This is a genomic window from Arthrobacter sp. UCD-GKA, assembly GCF_001863355.1.
In the GTDB taxonomy this organism is placed as follows: Bacteria; Actinomycetota; Actinomycetes; order Actinomycetales; family Micrococcaceae; genus Paeniglutamicibacter.
In genome coordinates, this window is record NZ_MOLR01000013.1 from 84809 (window position 1) to 99472 (window position 14664).

General features: G+C 66.2%; 10 protein-coding genes and 1 tRNA gene. 3 read left to right on the plus strand and 8 right to left on the minus strand.

The window, feature by feature from the left end:
* Window positions 1-58: 58 nt before the first annotated feature.
* The 4 genes from BLJ79_RS18985 to pcrA all read right to left on the minus strand — a co-directional run bounded on the left by BLJ79_RS18985 (window position 59) and on the right by pcrA (window position 6208).
* Window positions 59-1276: an alpha-hydroxy acid oxidase gene (locus BLJ79_RS18985; RefSeq protein ID WP_071216344.1), complete on the minus strand. Its 1218-nt coding sequence runs from the start codon at window positions 1274-1276 to the stop codon at window positions 59-61.
* A 198-nt stretch (window positions 1277-1474) separates the two neighbouring features.
* On the minus strand, window positions 1475-2377 hold the full coding sequence (sucD, locus tag BLJ79_RS18990; protein WP_071216345.1) for a succinate--CoA ligase subunit alpha: 903 nt from the start codon (window positions 2375-2377) through the stop codon (window positions 1475-1477).
* A gap of 16 nt (window positions 2378-2393) precedes the next feature.
* The gene (gene sucC / locus BLJ79_RS18995; protein ID WP_071216346.1) at window positions 2394-3563 is read right to left on the minus strand and encodes an ADP-forming succinate--CoA ligase subunit beta; all 1170 of its coding nucleotides are present in this window, start codon (window positions 3561-3563) and stop codon (window positions 2394-2396) included.
* A gap of 239 nt (window positions 3564-3802) precedes the next feature.
* Entirely contained in the window at window positions 3803-6208 is a 2406-nt protein-coding gene (gene pcrA / locus BLJ79_RS19000; RefSeq protein ID WP_071216347.1) for a DNA helicase PcrA, read from the minus strand.
* A 72-nt stretch (window positions 6209-6280) separates the two neighbouring features.
* Between pcrA and BLJ79_RS19005 the strand changes: the two genes are divergently transcribed.
* A complete protein-coding gene (locus tag BLJ79_RS19005) occupies window positions 6281-6916 on the plus strand; it encodes a hypothetical protein (RefSeq protein WP_071216348.1) in 636 nt (211 codons plus the stop codon).
* A 101-nt stretch (window positions 6917-7017) separates the two neighbouring features.
* Window positions 7018-7094: transfer RNA gene (locus BLJ79_RS19010), tRNA-Arg, on the plus strand.
* A 514-nt stretch (window positions 7095-7608) separates the two neighbouring features.
* On the opposite strand, the gene BLJ79_RS19015 is transcribed toward BLJ79_RS19010, so the two are convergent.
* On the minus strand, window positions 7609-8463 hold the full coding sequence (locus BLJ79_RS19015; RefSeq protein ID WP_286135558.1) for an ROK family protein: 855 nt from the start codon (window positions 8461-8463) through the stop codon (window positions 7609-7611).
* 356 nt (window positions 8464-8819) lie between these two features.
* Here BLJ79_RS19015 and BLJ79_RS19020 point away from each other — a divergent pair, with 356 nt between their 5' ends.
* Window positions 8820-9221, plus strand: coding sequence for an NUDIX hydrolase (locus BLJ79_RS19020; RefSeq protein WP_071216349.1), 402 nt, complete (start codon window positions 8820-8822; stop codon window positions 9219-9221).
* A gap of 9 nt (window positions 9222-9230) precedes the next feature.
* Here BLJ79_RS19020 and BLJ79_RS19025 read toward each other — a convergent pair whose 3' ends face one another.
* The 3 genes from BLJ79_RS19025 to BLJ79_RS19035 all read right to left on the minus strand — a co-directional run bounded on the left by BLJ79_RS19025 (window position 9231) and on the right by BLJ79_RS19035 (window position 14654).
* Entirely contained in the window at window positions 9231-11084 is a 1854-nt protein-coding gene (locus BLJ79_RS19025) for an ABC transporter ATP-binding protein (RefSeq protein ID WP_071216350.1), read from the minus strand.
* A 73-nt stretch (window positions 11085-11157) separates the two neighbouring features.
* Window positions 11158-12204 carry a DMT family transporter gene (locus BLJ79_RS19030; protein ID WP_071216351.1) on the minus strand — a complete coding sequence of 349 codons (1047 nt, stop codon included), beginning with the start codon at window positions 12202-12204 and terminating at the stop codon, window positions 11158-11160.
* 110 nt (window positions 12205-12314) lie between these two features.
* Entirely contained in the window at window positions 12315-14654 is a 2340-nt protein-coding gene (locus BLJ79_RS19035; RefSeq protein WP_071216352.1) for an FdhF/YdeP family oxidoreductase, read from the minus strand.
* Window positions 14655-14664 lie beyond the last annotated feature (10 nt).

Sequence of the window (14664 nt, forward strand, 5' to 3'; positions counted from 1 at the left end):
TGTTCCCCCTGATGCGGGGAAACAACGCACGATTTTGCGTTTGGAAGGGGTCATCCCCCTACGCGTCCGCTGTGCCAAGGCGCACGTGCCGGGGGCCAAGCTCATCAAGGGTACGCACGCCCAGCAGCGCCATGGTTTGCCGGATCTCCCGCTCGAGGATCTCCAGGGTGCGCTCAACCCCGGCCTGTCCCCCGGCCATCAGTCCGTAGAGGTAGGCCCTGCCGATGAGCGTGAAGTTTGCGCCGGCCGCCAGCGCCGCCACCACGTCGCCGCCACTCATGATTCCCGAATCCGCAATGAGGAGCTTCTCCGGCCCGACGGCGGCGCGGATGGCCGGCAACTGCATCAACGGCACCGGCGCCCTGTCCAGTTGGCGTCCTCCGTGGTTGGAGACCACCACGCCGTCGGCGCCGTGTCCGAAGCACTCCAGTGCGTCCTCCGGCCCTTGGACGCCCTTGACGATCAGGGTGCCCGGCCAGGCCTCCCTGACCCAGCCCAGGTCGGCAAAGCTCAGTGAGGCGTCGAACATGGTGTTGAACTGTGCGCTGACGTTTCCCGGGTCATCGGCAAAGTTCGCGAATTCCAGCGGCGGCGTGGTGAGGAAGTCCAGGCACCACCCCGGGCGTCGGAGGGCATCGAGCATGGTCCGCACGCCGAGCGTCGGCGGCAGGGTCATGCCGTTGCGTGCATCGCGCACGCGCGTCGAGGTGACGGCGGTGTCCACCGTCAGGACCAGCGCGTCGTAGCCGGCGGCCCGGGCCCTGCGCATCATCTCCAGGGACAGGGCGCGGTCCTGCCGCAGGTACAGCTGGAACCAACGGGTTCCCAACGGCGCCGCGGCGGCGGTTTCCTCGATGGACATAGTGCCCATGGTGGCCAGGGTGAAGGGAATGTTGTATTTGGCGGCGGCCGCGGCCCCCGCGCGTTCGCCGTCCGCGTGCATCAGACGGGTCAGCCCCGTGGGGGCGATGCCCACGGGCAACGAGAATTTCGTCCCGGCCACGGTTGTGCCCGGGTCCACCAGACTCACGTCGCGCAAGATCCCCGGGACAAGCTCCACGTTCCGGTACGCGCGGTAGTTGCGGTCCAGCGTCTCCTCGGAATAGGAGCCGCCGTCGGCATAGTCGAAGGCCGCGGTGGGTGTGCGGCGCCTGGCCAGCAGCCGCAGGTCGTCCATGGTGAGTGCCCCTGCCGCAGGGTTTCTGCCCGGTTTCGGGAATGGCTTGAAGTTCAGTTGAGCGAGCGCTGCGGGGATCCGCGTGAGGGAACGTTTCATGACGCGAAGCAGCCTGCCTTTCGATGCCGGGAACGCTTTCGTCCCCGCATCCTAGTCATTGCCCCGGCGCTCCCCACAAGCGGTACTCCCGCACCGCGGGGATCGGCCGTTCCGGGACGGGCTGCGCTTAAAGACCGACGGCGGTCGGCCTCCCGGGTTACCGGGGGTCGACCGCCGTCGGCGGATGCTGATTGTGCCTTAGAGGGCGGCGTAAACTTCGCGCAGCAGCGTTGCGGTTTCCGACGGGGTCTTGCCGACCTTTACGCCGGCAGCCTCGAGTGCTTCCTGCTTGGCCTGTGCCGTACCGGCCGAGCCCGAGACGATGGCGCCAGCGTGGCCCATGGTCTTGCCCTCGGGAGCGGTGAAGCCTGCCACGTAGCCGACGACCGGCTTGGTGACGTGGGCCTTGATGTACTCGGCGGCACGCTCTTCGGCGTCGCCGCCGATTTCGCCGATCATGACGATGGCCTTGGTCTCCGGGTCCGCCTCGAACGCAGCCAGGGCGTCGATGTGGGTGGTCCCGATGACCGGGTCGCCGCCGATGCCGATGGCGGTGGAGAAGCCCAGGTCGCGCAGTTCGTACATCATCTGGTAGGTCAGGGTGCCGGACTTGGAGACCAAGCCGATCGGGCCCTTCTGGGTGATGTTGTTCGGCGTGATGCCGACCAGTGCCTCGCCCGGGGTGATGATGCCGGGGCAGTTCGGGCCGATGATGCGGGTGACCTGGTTGCCGTCGGCGTCGACCTTGGACTGGGCCAGGGCCCWGAACTCGGCCGAGTCCTGTACCGGAACGCCCTCGGTGATGACAACGACCAGGCCGATGCCTGCCTCGATGGCCTCGACGACTGCATCCTTGGTGAAGGCAGGCGGCACGAAGACGATGGAAACGTCTGCACCGGTTTCGGCGATGGCTTCCGCCACTGCGCCGAAGACCTTGATTTCCTTGTCGCCGTGCAGCACAGTGGTGCCGGCCTTGCGGGCGTTGACGCCACCGACGATGTTGGTGCCGGCCTTCAGCATCAGGGCGGTGTGCTTGGTACCCTCGCCACCGGTGATGCCCTGAACGATGACCTTGGAATCCTTGTTAAGGTAAATGCTCATGTTCGCGTATCCCTACTTACTTCGCTGCGTTGGCGAGCTCGGCGGCCTTGTCGGCGCCCTCGTCCATGGTTGCTGCCAGGGTGACCAACGGGTGGTTGGCCTCGGCAAGAATGCGGCGGCCCTCTTCGACGTTGTTGCCGTCCAGGCGCACGACCAGAGGCTTGTTGGCTGCGGAACCGAGCTCGGCCAGTGCACCGACGATGCCCTTGGCAACGGCGTCACACGCGGTGATGCCACCGAAGACGTTCACGAAGACCGACTTGACCTGCTCGTCGTTCAGGATGACGTCAAGGCCTGCGGCCATGACCTCGGCGGAGGCTCCGCCGCCGATGTCCAGGAAGTTGGCGGGCTTCACGTTGCCGTGGTTTTCGCCGGCATAGGCAACGACGTCCAGGGTCGACATGACCAGGCCTGCACCGTTGCCGATGATGCCCACTTCGCCGTCCAGCTTGACGTAGTTCAGGTCCATCGCCTTGGCCTTGGCCTCGAGCGGATCCGCTGCGTCCTTGTCTTCGAGCTCGACGTGGTGCGGGTTGCGGAATTCGGCGTTCTCGTCGATGGAGACCTTGCCGTCCAGTGCAACGATGTCGCCGGCGCCGGTGCGAACCAGCGGGTTGACCTCGACCAGGGTTGCGTCTTCCTTCTTGAAGACGTCCCACAGCTTCAGGATTGCCGCGGCGACCTTTTCGGTCAGCTCCGGCGCGAAGCCTGCTGCGGCAACGATCTCGTCGGCCTTGGCCTGGTCGATGCCCACGGCCGGGTCAACGGCGATGCGGGCCAGGGCCTCGGGACGCTCAACGGCGAGTTCCTCGATTTCCATGCCGCCTTCAACCGAGCACATGGCCAGGTAGTTGCGGTTCGCGCGATCCAGCAGCACGGAGAAGTAGAACTCCTCGGCGATGTCGGCGCCCTGGGCGATCATGACCTTGTTCACGGTGTGGCCCTTGATGTCCATGCCGAGAATGTCGGATGCGTACTTGAACGCCTCGTCGGCGGTCTTTGCGACCTTCACGCCACCGGCCTTGCCGCGGCCTCCGACCTTTACCTGGGCTTTAACGACCACGACGCCACCGATTTTCTCGGCAGCGGCCTTGGCTTCTTCAGGTGTGTAGGCAACGATGCCGGCCAGCACGGGTACACCGTGCGACTCGAACATATCGCGCGCCTGGTATTCATACAGGTCCACGGGCTTGTGTCCTTCTTGTCGAAGTCTATGCTGACTCAAGGCACGGCTCCGTAAACACGGATCCATGCTTTGAGGGGGAGAGTCCATCCTGGAAACAGGGCAGGCTCCATCCCACAGCCTAGCGCCTTGGCGCCCAATGGCACAGTTCTACAAACGGTAGAGCCCAAGGTGCCGTGACACCCGCCACAGCCCCCGCAAACATGGCGTTCGCGGGGGCATCCTCTTGCTCGGCAACGTAGCTAGTCAAGCTTGGCCAGCGGGGCGTATCGCAGCAATAGCCGTTTCTCCGCGTCCGCGAACTTCACCTTGGCCACGGTCTTGTCCCCGGCGCCTTCCAGGGCCAGGACCACGCCCTTGCCGAAGGTGCCATGGCTGACCTTGTCCCCCACCGACAGGGAAATGATTTCCTTGTTCGGCTGCACCCGGCCCTTGGCCCGCGCCGTGGGCGCGGTGCTCAGCGTGTGGATTTCCGGGGCGCCGGAGAGCCTGCCCCCGCCACCGGATCCGGTGCCGGCACCCCAGTAGGAGCCCGACTCGTAGCGGCTGGTGGCGAAGTTGCTGCTCCCGCCAAAGGACTCGAAGCTGGAACGCTTGGTGCCCTCGCGCTTCCACTCGACCAGGGTTTCCGGGATTTCCTCGAGGAACTGGCTGGCGGGGTTGTACTGCGACTGGCCCCACAGGCTGCGGTACTCGGCGCGGGTCAGGTACAGGCGCTGGCGGGCCCGGGTGAGCCCCACGTAGGCCAGCCGGCGTTCCTCGGCCAGCTCCTTTTCATCGGTCAGGGACCGCTGGTGCGGGAAGATGCCGTGCTCCATGCCGGTGAGGAAGACCACGGGGAATTCCAGGCCCTTGGCCGTGTGCAGCGTCATCAACGTGACCATTCCCTCACGGTGGGCCATGTCCACGCCCTCCGCGTCGGAGGGCGCGTCGGGGATCGAGTCGGCGTCCGCCACCAGCGCCACGCGCTCGAGGAAGTCGGTGAGCGTGCCCTCGGGGTTCTCCTTCATGAAGTCCCGGACCACCGCCACCAGCTCGGCAAGGTTCTCCACGCGGGACTCGTCCTGGGGGTCGTTGGAGGAACGCAGCATCTCCAGGTAGCCGGTCTGCTCCAGCACCGCCTCGAGCGCCTCGGCCGGGCCGGACCCGTCGGCGACCACGGCCAGGTCGTCCATGATCTTCACGAACGCCCCGACCATGTTCTGGCCGCGGGTTCCCAGCCCGGGTGCGTCATCGGCCCGGCGCAGCGCCTCCATGAAGGAGATCCGCTCGCGTTCGGCCAGCGCGGCCACCGAGTATTCGGCCCGGTCCCCGATGCCGCGCTTGGGCTCGTTGAGGATCCGGCGCACGTTGATGTCGTCCTCCGGGTTCACCAGCACCCGCAGGTAGGCCAGGGCGTCCTTGACTTCCTTGCGGTCGTAGAAGCGGGTTCCGCCAATGACCTTGTACTTCAAGTCCACGCGGATCAACTGCTCCTCGAGGGAACGGGACTGCGCGTTGGTGCGGTAGAAGATGGCAACGTCGCCGGGACGGATGGACTCCTCGTCGTTCAGGCGCAGGATCTCCTCGGCGATCCACCGGGCCTCGTCCGACTCCGACTCCCCCACGTAGCCGATGATCTTCTCGCCGTCGCCCTCGGCGGTCCACAGCCTCTTCTCGGGTCGGTCCGGGTTGCGCTTGATGACCTCGTTGGCGGCCGAAAGGATGGTCTGGGTGGAGCGGTAGTTCTGCTCGAGCTTGATGGTGACCGCGTCCGGGTAGTCCTTGGCGAACTCGACGATGTTGCGGATGTCGGCCCCGCGGAAGGCGTAGATCGACTGGTCGGAGTCGCCCACCACGGTCAGTTCCCCGCCCGGGGTCGGGCCGTCGGGCCCGGTCAGCTCGCGCACCAGGGCGTACTGGGCATGGTTGGTGTCCTGGTACTCGTCGACCATGACGTGGCGGAAGCGCCGGCGGTAGTTGTCCGCCACCGCCGGGAAGGCACGGAAGATGTTGACCACGTGGGCAATGAGGTCATCGAAGTCCAGGGCGTTGGCCGCGCGAAGCCGCTCGGTGTAGCCCCGGTAGACCTGCGAGACCGCCGAGGCGAACGGGTCGTTGGAGGCAACGGTAGCCGCATATTGCTCGTCGTCGATGAGCTCGTTCTTCAGCGCGGAGATCTTGTGCGCCATGGACTTGGGCGTGAACCTCTTGGGGTCCAGTTCCAGGCCCTTGGACACCAGCGTGATCAGGCGCAGGGAATCGGCGGAGTCGTAGATGGAGAAGCTGGACTTCAGTCCCACCGAGGCCGCCTCGCGGCGCAGGATCCGCACGCACGAGGAGTGGAAGGTGGACACCCACATCTTCTTCGCCACGTCCTCGCCCACCAGCGCCGAGATGCGTTCACGCATCTCGGCTGCGGCCTTGTTGGTGAAGGTGATGGCCAGGATCTCGTGCGGTCGCGCCCTCCCGGTGGCCAGCAGGTAGGCCATGCGGTGCGAGAGTACGCGCGTCTTGCCGGAGCCGGCACCGGCAACGATCAGCAGCGGGGACCCGGCGTGCTTGACGGCCTGCTCCTGCTGGGGGTTCAGCCCGGCAAGCAGCGCCTGGGCATCTGGGAGGGGCGGGGCTTGGGCGGGCGCGACGAAGTCATCGAAAAGAAAATCCATGATGGCCCCAGTCTACGGCGGTGCGCCCACCCGTTGGCCTGGCCCCGATCATTAGGCGGCATAATTGGGGTCATGGCCAAGTCAAAGAAGAAAAAGAAGCAGTACAACCGTCCCGCCCCGGCAGCACCGGCTCCCAACCCCTCGACTCAGCGCTCCCCGGAGAAGGCTGCCAGCAACGGGAGCCTGATCCTGGTTGCCGGGTTCGTCGTGGTGCTCTTCCTATTTTGGTACTACCACCTGCTCGTGCTTAACCAGATGACGGATCTGTCCAACGAGTTGGCCATGCCGGACCAGATGATCGGCGGCTACTCCGCGGGGCACGTCGAGGCGTTGCGCCAGGCCATGGATGCGGACGCCGTCGGACAGTTGAACTACGTGCACAAGACCGCTGGCCTGCTCTTCCCGCTCTTCCTGGCGCTGGTCACCATGCTGGCGGTGAACATCAACACCTCCCGCGGCATGGGCCGCTGGCTCCTGTGGGCGGTGCCCATGCTCTTCGCGGTCGTCGACCTGTGGGAGAACCGTGCCATCGATGCCTTGTTCACCGGTGCACTGGACCCGGCCGCCGTGACCCTGGCCTCAACGCTGACCACCACCCGCTGGATCCTGCTCTTTGCCACCGCGGCAATCCTCTTCGGTGTGCTCATCGCTTCGTTTGTGCGCACGTTCCGCGAAAAGTGGGAATTGTCCAAGAAGGGCCTGCTCTAGGGCCTGGAAGTTCGCGGCCGCCGGGCGGCGCGCTGCGCCACATTGACCAAGCTTCGCCAAATACCGTTAGTATTGACCCGGATCGTTTTTTGGCGAAACGCGCCCCTGTAGCTCAGTTGGATAGAGCGACTCTCTCCTAAAGAGTAGGCCATCGGTTCAATTCCGGTCAGGGGCACCAACCAAGAGCGCGACCTGCAAACCTGCAGGTCGCGCTCTTGCCGTTGGCCCTGATTCGGGCGTGCCCGGACACCTGGGCCCCGCCGCAGGTTGACCAAGTGGCACGTGCCTGACGGCCCCGCCGATGCCCGGTTTCCTGGGTTAGGCACATGCAGKCCGTGGTCGTCATGGCATACATCGCCCCGTGTGGTTTCGGGCCGTGCCACACAATCCGGCGTTAAGAAAAAGGTGCCGCCGACCGGTGAAACCGTGGGATAACTCCCATTACATCCCACGGCACCGGTCGACGGCGTTAAGAGCCGGGTCCCCAGCAGCCGACCTGCCGTTCCCCCACGCGTTAGCTTTGCGGAAAATCAAGACTGTCACACAAACAACGGTGGGCAGCTCGGTTGCAACCAACTCTTACCGGTCATCTAAATCCATTAGAGATAGATTGTCAACCGACCCATCAGTAGTAAGACAATGGGTCGTCAGATAGTCACATCCGACGACCCATCGACGCAATATATGACCGTTTAGCGCAACAACAGCGCGGCGGCCTTGGGCGAGAGGCTCTCGTCCATGACGACGCAGGCACCGCCAATCGCACCCACTTCATGGCCCAAGGTCGAGGATCGGACCTCGACCGCATGGACGTTCTTGGAGCTGAAGCGTTCGTTGATGATTGCCCGCACGTCTTCCAGGCACCACTGGCCGACCTCGGACCACAATGGCCCGGCAAGGACCACCAGGCCTACGTCCAGGGTGTTGCACAGCTGTCCGGCGACCTGGCCGACGTGTCCCATGCATTCGCGGATCAGTTCCACGGCGGTTTCATTGCCGGACTTCGCCAGCGCCACGATTTCGTTCATGCCTGCAGCACGCTGTTCCGCGGTGCCGTCGTCGGGCACCGTGAGGCCCAGCCCTCGTGCGCGGGCACGCTGCGCGATCAGGTTGAACGACAAGGAGGCGTGCAGGCAGTCGTTGCGGCCGCAGATCTCGCATTCCTGGGAAACGACACCGGTGGAGTAGTGCCCGATCTCGCCGGCGTTGTTGCTGATGCCGCGGTGGATTTCCCCGTTCAGGACCATGCCTGCGCCGATTCCGGCACCCACATACATCGTGACGAAGTTGTCCCGTTCGGCGTCGTTGCCCTTCCACTGCTCGGCGATGGAGGCGGCAATGGTGTCTTTTTCGATGACCACGTCGAGCTTGAGCATCCGGTGCAGCGGTTCGACCATGTCGACGTCTTTCCAGCCGTCGAGCAACGGCGGGTCGATCATGACCCCGCGCACGGGATCCAGCGGTCCGGGGACCACCACGCCCACGCCAAGCACGTTGCTGCGCGGCACGCCGGATTCGGAGATGATCTCGTCCACGGTCTGTGCCATGGTCTCGATGGTTTTCTCGGGAACCGGAAAGCCCGGTGGAGCCGGCGAGCTCTACGCGACTGACCCCGTCGGCTGCACGGCGGATCGATTCAAAGATGACCGCCTGATTAAAATCCCCGAGTCGACCTAAGTTGGTGCCCCGCTGCATCAATTCTCCATTTGTAGATCCACATTTGATCCCCCGTTGGCCTTGCCCGAACCGTTAGTCCCCAATGACTAGGCCGGTTCGTCGGACGTGGCGCCTGGCCGAATTGACTCCAGTATCCACCGTTAAATGGAAAAACGCGCGCCGAGGCCTGTCCACAAAGCACGTTATCACCCCCACCTGTGCTTTGAATGGTTGTTAAGCTCAAGTTGTGCCAAAGATTCTTACCATCGCCGCCCTGCAATTGCTCGACCCCTCCGGACGCATCCTCTTGGTGCGTAAACAGGGCACCGTGATGTTCATGCAGCCCGGTGGCAAGCTCGAACCCGGCGAAAGCCCGATGGCCGCGGTATTGCGCGAAGTCCAGGAGGAACTGGGGCTGGCCTTCGCCCCTGGCCAGGTCGATTCCATGGGCCTGTGGAAGGGCCCGGCGGCCAATGAGACCGACACCGATATCCATGCGCACCTCTTCGGGGCATGCACTTCCGACACGCCCAAGGTCCAGGCCGAGATCGAACAGATGCTCTGGATCGACCCGGCGGCAGCGCTCACCCGCGGCGACATCGCCCCGCTGCTGCGGGACAAGGTGCTGCCGGGACTGCTGGGCCGCTGAGCCCGGCGATCACTGCGCGAACTGGGTGTCGTGCAGCTCGGCGTAGCGCCCGCGCACGGCCATGAGCTCGGCGTGGGTGCCGCGCTCGGCGACCCGCCCGTCCTCGATGACCAGGATCAAGTCCGCCGAGCGGATGGTGGAGAGCCGGTGGGCGATCACCAGCGCGGTGCGGTTCTGCAGGGCCTCGGCCAGTGCCGCCTGCACGGCGGCCTCGTTGGCGGAATCCAGCGCCGCGGTGGCTTCGTCCAGGATGACCACCTGCGGGGCGGCCAGCAGCAGCCGGGCGATGGTCATGCGCTGGCGTTCCCCGCCCGAGAGCCGGTAGCCGCGCTCCCCCACCACGGTGTCCAGCCCGTCGGGCAGCGCCGAGATGGTCGGTTCCAAGCGTGCCCTTTCCAGGGCCTGCCAGATCTCCGCGTCGCTGGCCTCGGGCTTTGCCAGGCGCAGGTTCGACCCGATGGTCTCATGGAAGAGGTGCCCGTCCTGGGTGACCATCGAGACCGTGGAGCGCAGCGAGTCGAGCTTGAGCTTGCGGATGTCGACGCCGGCCAGCTGCACGCTGCCCGAATCCACGTCGTAGAGCCGCGCCAGCAGCGAGGCGATGGTGGACTTGCCGGCGCCCGAGGAACCAACCAGGGCCACCGTGGACCCTGCCGGGATTTCGAAGTCGATGCCGTGCAGCACCGTTTCCCCTCCCCGGGTGTCGAGCACCGAGACGTCCTCCAGCGAGGCGAGGGACACCTTCTCGGCGCTGGGGTAGGCGAAGGAGACGTTGGTGAACTTCACCGACACCGGTCCGGCATCCAGCACCCGGGCATCGGGTGCATCGTGGATCAGCGGCTCGAGGTCGAGGATCTCAAAGACGCGGTCGAAGCTGACCAGCGCGCTGGTGATCTCCACGCGGGCGTTGGCCAGGGCTGTCAGCGGGGCATAGAGCCGGGTCAGCAGCATGCCCAGGACCACCACGTCGCCGGCGGCCAGTTCCCCGCGCATGGCGTAGACCCCGCCGAGCCCGTAGACCAGGGCCAGAGCCAGGGCGGCGACCAGGGTGAGCATGGCGACGAAGAAGAACTGGCGCATAGCCATCTTCACCCCGATGTCCCGCACCCGTCCGGCGCGCAGCCCGAATTGCGCCGATTCCTCGGCCGGGCGGCCAAAGAGCTTGATCAAGGTGGCGCCGGGGGCGGAGAAGCGCTCGGTCATCTGGGTGCCCATGGAGGCGTTCAGGTCGGCCGATTCCCGGCGCAGCAGCGCGATTGACTTGCCGAAGTGCCGTGCCGGGAGCAGGAAGATCGGCAGCAGCACCAGCGCCAGCGCGGTGACCTGCCAGGAGGTGGAGAACATGACCCCGGCGGTGAGCAGCAGGGCCACGGTGTTGGACACCAGGCCCGAGAGCGTGCCGGCGAAGGCGGACTGTGCGCCGATCACGTCGTTGTTCAGCCGGCTGACCAGCGCGCCGGTGCGGGTGCGGGTGAAGAAGGCCACGGGCATCTTCTGCACGTGGTCAAAGACCGCGGTGCGCAGATCGAAGATGATTCCCTCGCCCAGGCGCGAGGAATACCAGCGCACCACCAGCGAGACGACGGCATCGGCGACGGCCACGATCGCGATGATCCCGGCCAGCTTCAGCACCACCTGGACCCCGGTCTGGGCCACGATGGCATCGACCACGCGCCCGGCCAGCACCGGGGTGATCACCGCCAGCACCGCGGAGAACACCGAGAAGAGCACGAAGACCAGCAACCTGTTCTTGTAGCTCGCCGCAAAGGACAGCACCCGCCGCGGGGTCGTGTCCGCGTAGGCCTTGCCCTTGTCGCCGGACATCCGCCACAGCGAATGCCAGGCCGCGTTTTCCATGCTCATGTGGTGCTCTTTTCATGCAGACGGGGCCAACAGGCACGCAGCGGGGACCCCGGATGCATGCCACTGGCCGATACTAGTCGGCAGGCGAACCGCCGACTGTGGTTGCAACCGATTCTGCCCCGCTTTTCTTCCCCTGTTCGCCACCGGCACCCCGGCCGGCCCGCGGCCGGCTCGGGCCCAGGGCGGCCAGGAACATGGCGGCCAGCACGATCGCGATCCCCACGACCGTCTGCACGTAGATGGCGGTGCCCTCGGCGGGCAGCAGCAGGTCAAGCAGCAACGCCCCGATCAGCTGGCCGGCAATCATGCCCAGCCCGGTGACCAGGATCCCGATATGCCGCGTCAGGATGGCCGAAAGGATCAGGTTCCCGGTCCCCAGCGCCCCGGCCACATACAGCCACGGCTCGTGGGGCAGCACCGGGACGTGGCCGCCGAGGGCCAGCTTCACCAGCCATACCGCCAGCAGGACGGCCGCCCCGAGGAGGTAGTTCACCAGGGTCCCGGGCAGCGGGGAACCCGCACGCGCGGCCACGGTCCCGTTGAAACCGTGCTGGAGGCTCATGATGATGCCCGAGGCAAACACCGCCAGGATGGGCACCACCAGGGCGGCGGGGTCGGCCAGCCCGGACAGCCGCGGGGACACCGCCACCAGCACCCCGGCGATGGCCAGCAGCACCCCGAGTCCCCGGACCGCGGTGATCCTGCGCCGGCCTCCCGGCCCCAGTCCGAGGCGGTCGACCATCAATCCGGACAGCGTCTGGCCCGCGACCACGACCACGGTGTAGATGGCCAACCCGACGATTGGAGCGGTGGCCGCCATCACCACCACGAAGACCGCACCCATGACCCCGGCCAGGTAGTTCCACCAGCCGATGGATCCCGCGCGGGTTTCGGTGCGCAGGCGGTCCAGGCCCCGGCGCCCGCCGGCGGTGCCGACGGTGACGGCGAGGATGACCGCCAAGGCCACCACCATGCTCACCAGCGCGGCCGCGACCGCGTCCTGGAGCCGAATCCCCATTTCCCCGTTGATGCGGGCCTGCAGGGGCATTGCGTGGCCCGCCAGCACGGCCAGCAGGACGCCGACAACCATGATCGTGCGCGGGGAAAACCTGGGGGACAAGGCGGTACCTTTGGATCTTGGGGCTGGACGGCTCGATGAACCGCCCAGCCTATCCCTCACCGGGCCGGCACGGGGCCAACATGCCCAATGAATGGGATTGCCGGTGCGGCCTAACCGACCGCTACGGCGTCCTCGTCGAACATCCGCGCGGCCTCGCGGGTGTGCGGCACGAAGCGCACCGTGATGGCCTTGAAGCCCGGGGTGTTGGACTCGCGGGCCACCAGGTCCCGGTGCACCAGCGCGTTCGCTTCAGGGAAGTAGGCAGCGGCGCAGCCCTTGGCCGTCGGGTAGGAAACCAGCCGGAAGCGGTTGGCGCGGCGCTCGGTCCCGCCGAAGGTGGAGATCACATCGACCAGCGACTTGTCTTCAAGGCCCAGCTCGGCCAGGTCCTCCGGGTTGATCAGGATGACCCGGCGCCCGTTCTTGATGCCGCGGTACCTGTCATCGAGCCCGTAGAACGTGGTGTTGTACTGGTCGTGGGACCGCATGGTCTGCAGGATCAGGTGCCCCTCCGGGGCCGAAAGAGCCTCGAAGGGCGAGACCGTGAACTTGCCCTTGCCGATGTCGGTGGCGAAGGAACGGGTGTCGCGCGGCGGGTTGGGCAGCACGAAGCCGTTGCGCCCGCGGACCCGGCGGTTGAAGTCCTCGAAGCCCGGCAGCACCCGGGAGATGTGGTCGCGGATGACGTCGTAGTCGTCGGCCATGGCCTTCCAGTCCACCACGTGGTCCTCGCCCAGGATGGCGGTGGCCATCCGCGCGACGATGACCGGCTCGGCCAGCAGGTGCTCGGAGACCGGCTTGAGCCGGCCCTGCGTGGAGTGGATGACGGACATGGAGTCCTCCACGGAGAGGAACTGCGGTCCGCCGGGGTGCTTGTCGTCGCGATCGGTGCGTCCCAGGGTGGGCAGGATCAGCGAGGTCTGCCCGTGCACCACGTGGGAGCGGTTGGGCTTGGTGGAGATGTGCACGGTCAGCTTGGCCCGCTGCATGCCGGCCTCCAGGGCCTCGGTTTCCGAGTTCGCCAGGGCGAAGTTCCCGCCCATGGAGACGAACACGTCGACGGTGTCGTTTTCGAAGGCCACCAGCGCCTCGGTGGAGTCGAAGCCGTGGGCCCGCGGGGAGTCGATCTTGAACTCCTCATCCAGGGCAGCCAGCAGCCCCTCGCCGGGCTTCTCCCAGATGCCCATGGTCCGGTCGCCCTGGACGTTGGAGTGCCCGCGCACCGGGCAGGCACCGGCGCCGGGCTTGCCGAAGTTGCCCTGCAGCAGCAGCAGGTTGATGATTTCCTTCAGCGTCGGCACCGAGTGCGGCTGCTGGGTCAATCCCAGCGCCCAGCAGAAGATGGAGGCCTTGGACTTGATCAGCAGGTTGGCCACCGTGGTGATCTCGGCGCGGGTCAGCCCCGTGGCTTCCTCGGTGGCCTCCCAATCCAGGGTGGCGCGGGCTTCCTTGTAGGCGTCAAAGCCGTCGGTCACCGAGTCGACGAAGGCCTTGTCCACCACGGTGCCGGGGTTCTTGGCCTCGGCCTCGAAGAGCAGGTGGCCGAAGGCCTGGAAGAGGGCCAGGTCCCCGCCGACCTTGATCTGCAGGAAGTGGTCGCTGATGTCATCGGACTTGCCGAGCATGCCCCGCACGGCCTGCGGGTCCTTGAACCCGAAGAAGCCGGCTTCCGGCAACGGGTTCACCGCGACGATGTGCGCCCCGCGCTTGCGTGCATCGGCCAGGGCCGAGAGCATCCGGGGGTGGTTGGTTCCGGGGTTCTGGCCGATGACGAAGATCAGTTCGGCGTGCTCGAAGTCCTCCAGCGAGACGGTGCCCTTGCCGATGCCGATGGTGGGGTTCAGCGCGGAGCCCGAGGATTCGTGGCACATGTTCGAGCAGTCCGGCAGGTTGTTGGTGCCCAGGGACCGGGCCATCAACTGGTACATGAACGCGGTCTCGTTGGCCGTGCGCCCGGAGGTGTAGAAGACGCACCGCTCCGGGGTGGTCGCCCTGACGTGCTCGCCGATGGTCGCGAAGGCCTGGGCCCAGGTGATCGGGGTGTAGTGGCTTTCGCCCTCGCGGATGATCATGGGCTCGGTGATGCGGCCCTGGGAGCCGAGCCAGTACTCGGTCTTCTCGCGCAGCACGTTGATGGGGTGCTTGGCCCACCATTCGGGGGTCACGGTGCGGGCGCTGGCTTCCTCGGCAATGGCCTTGGCGCCGTTCTCGCAGAACTCGGCCGGCTTGCGGGCACCGGTGATGGACTCGGGCCACGCGCAGCCCGGGCAGTCGAAGCCTCCGCGCTGGTTGATGCGCAGCATCGAACGGAGGGTCCGGCTCACTCCTGCCTCGGCGAAACCGCGCTTCATCGAGACCATCACGGCCTCGACTCCGGCCGCACTGCGCTTGGGCTCGGTGACTACCAGGTCGTCTTCATTGATGTCCTGCGTTGGGGCTGGCCGATGCATGTATCCTCCA

Coding starts and splice junctions, on each gene's coding strand:
- BLJ79_RS18985 (WP_071216344.1), bottom strand. CDS start 1,276: ATGAAACGTTCCCTCACGCGGATCCCCGCAGCGCTCGCTCAACTGAAC.
- pcrA (WP_071216347.1), bottom strand. CDS start 6,208: ATGGATTTTCTTTTCGATGACTTCGTCGCGCCCGCCCAAGCCCCGCCC.
- BLJ79_RS19015 (WP_286135558.1), bottom strand. CDS start 8,463: ATGGCACAGACCGTGGACGAGATCATCTCCGAATCCGGCGTGCCGCGC.
- BLJ79_RS19005 (WP_071216348.1), top strand. CDS start 6,281: ATGGCCAAGTCAAAGAAGAAAAAGAAGCAGTACAACCGTCCCGCCCCG.
- BLJ79_RS19025 (WP_071216350.1), bottom strand. CDS start 11,084: ATGAGCATGGAAAACGCGGCCTGGCATTCGCTGTGGCGGATGTCCGGC.
- BLJ79_RS19035 (WP_071216352.1), bottom strand. CDS start 14,654: ATGCATCGGCCAGCCCCAACGCAGGACATCAATGAAGACGACCTGGTA.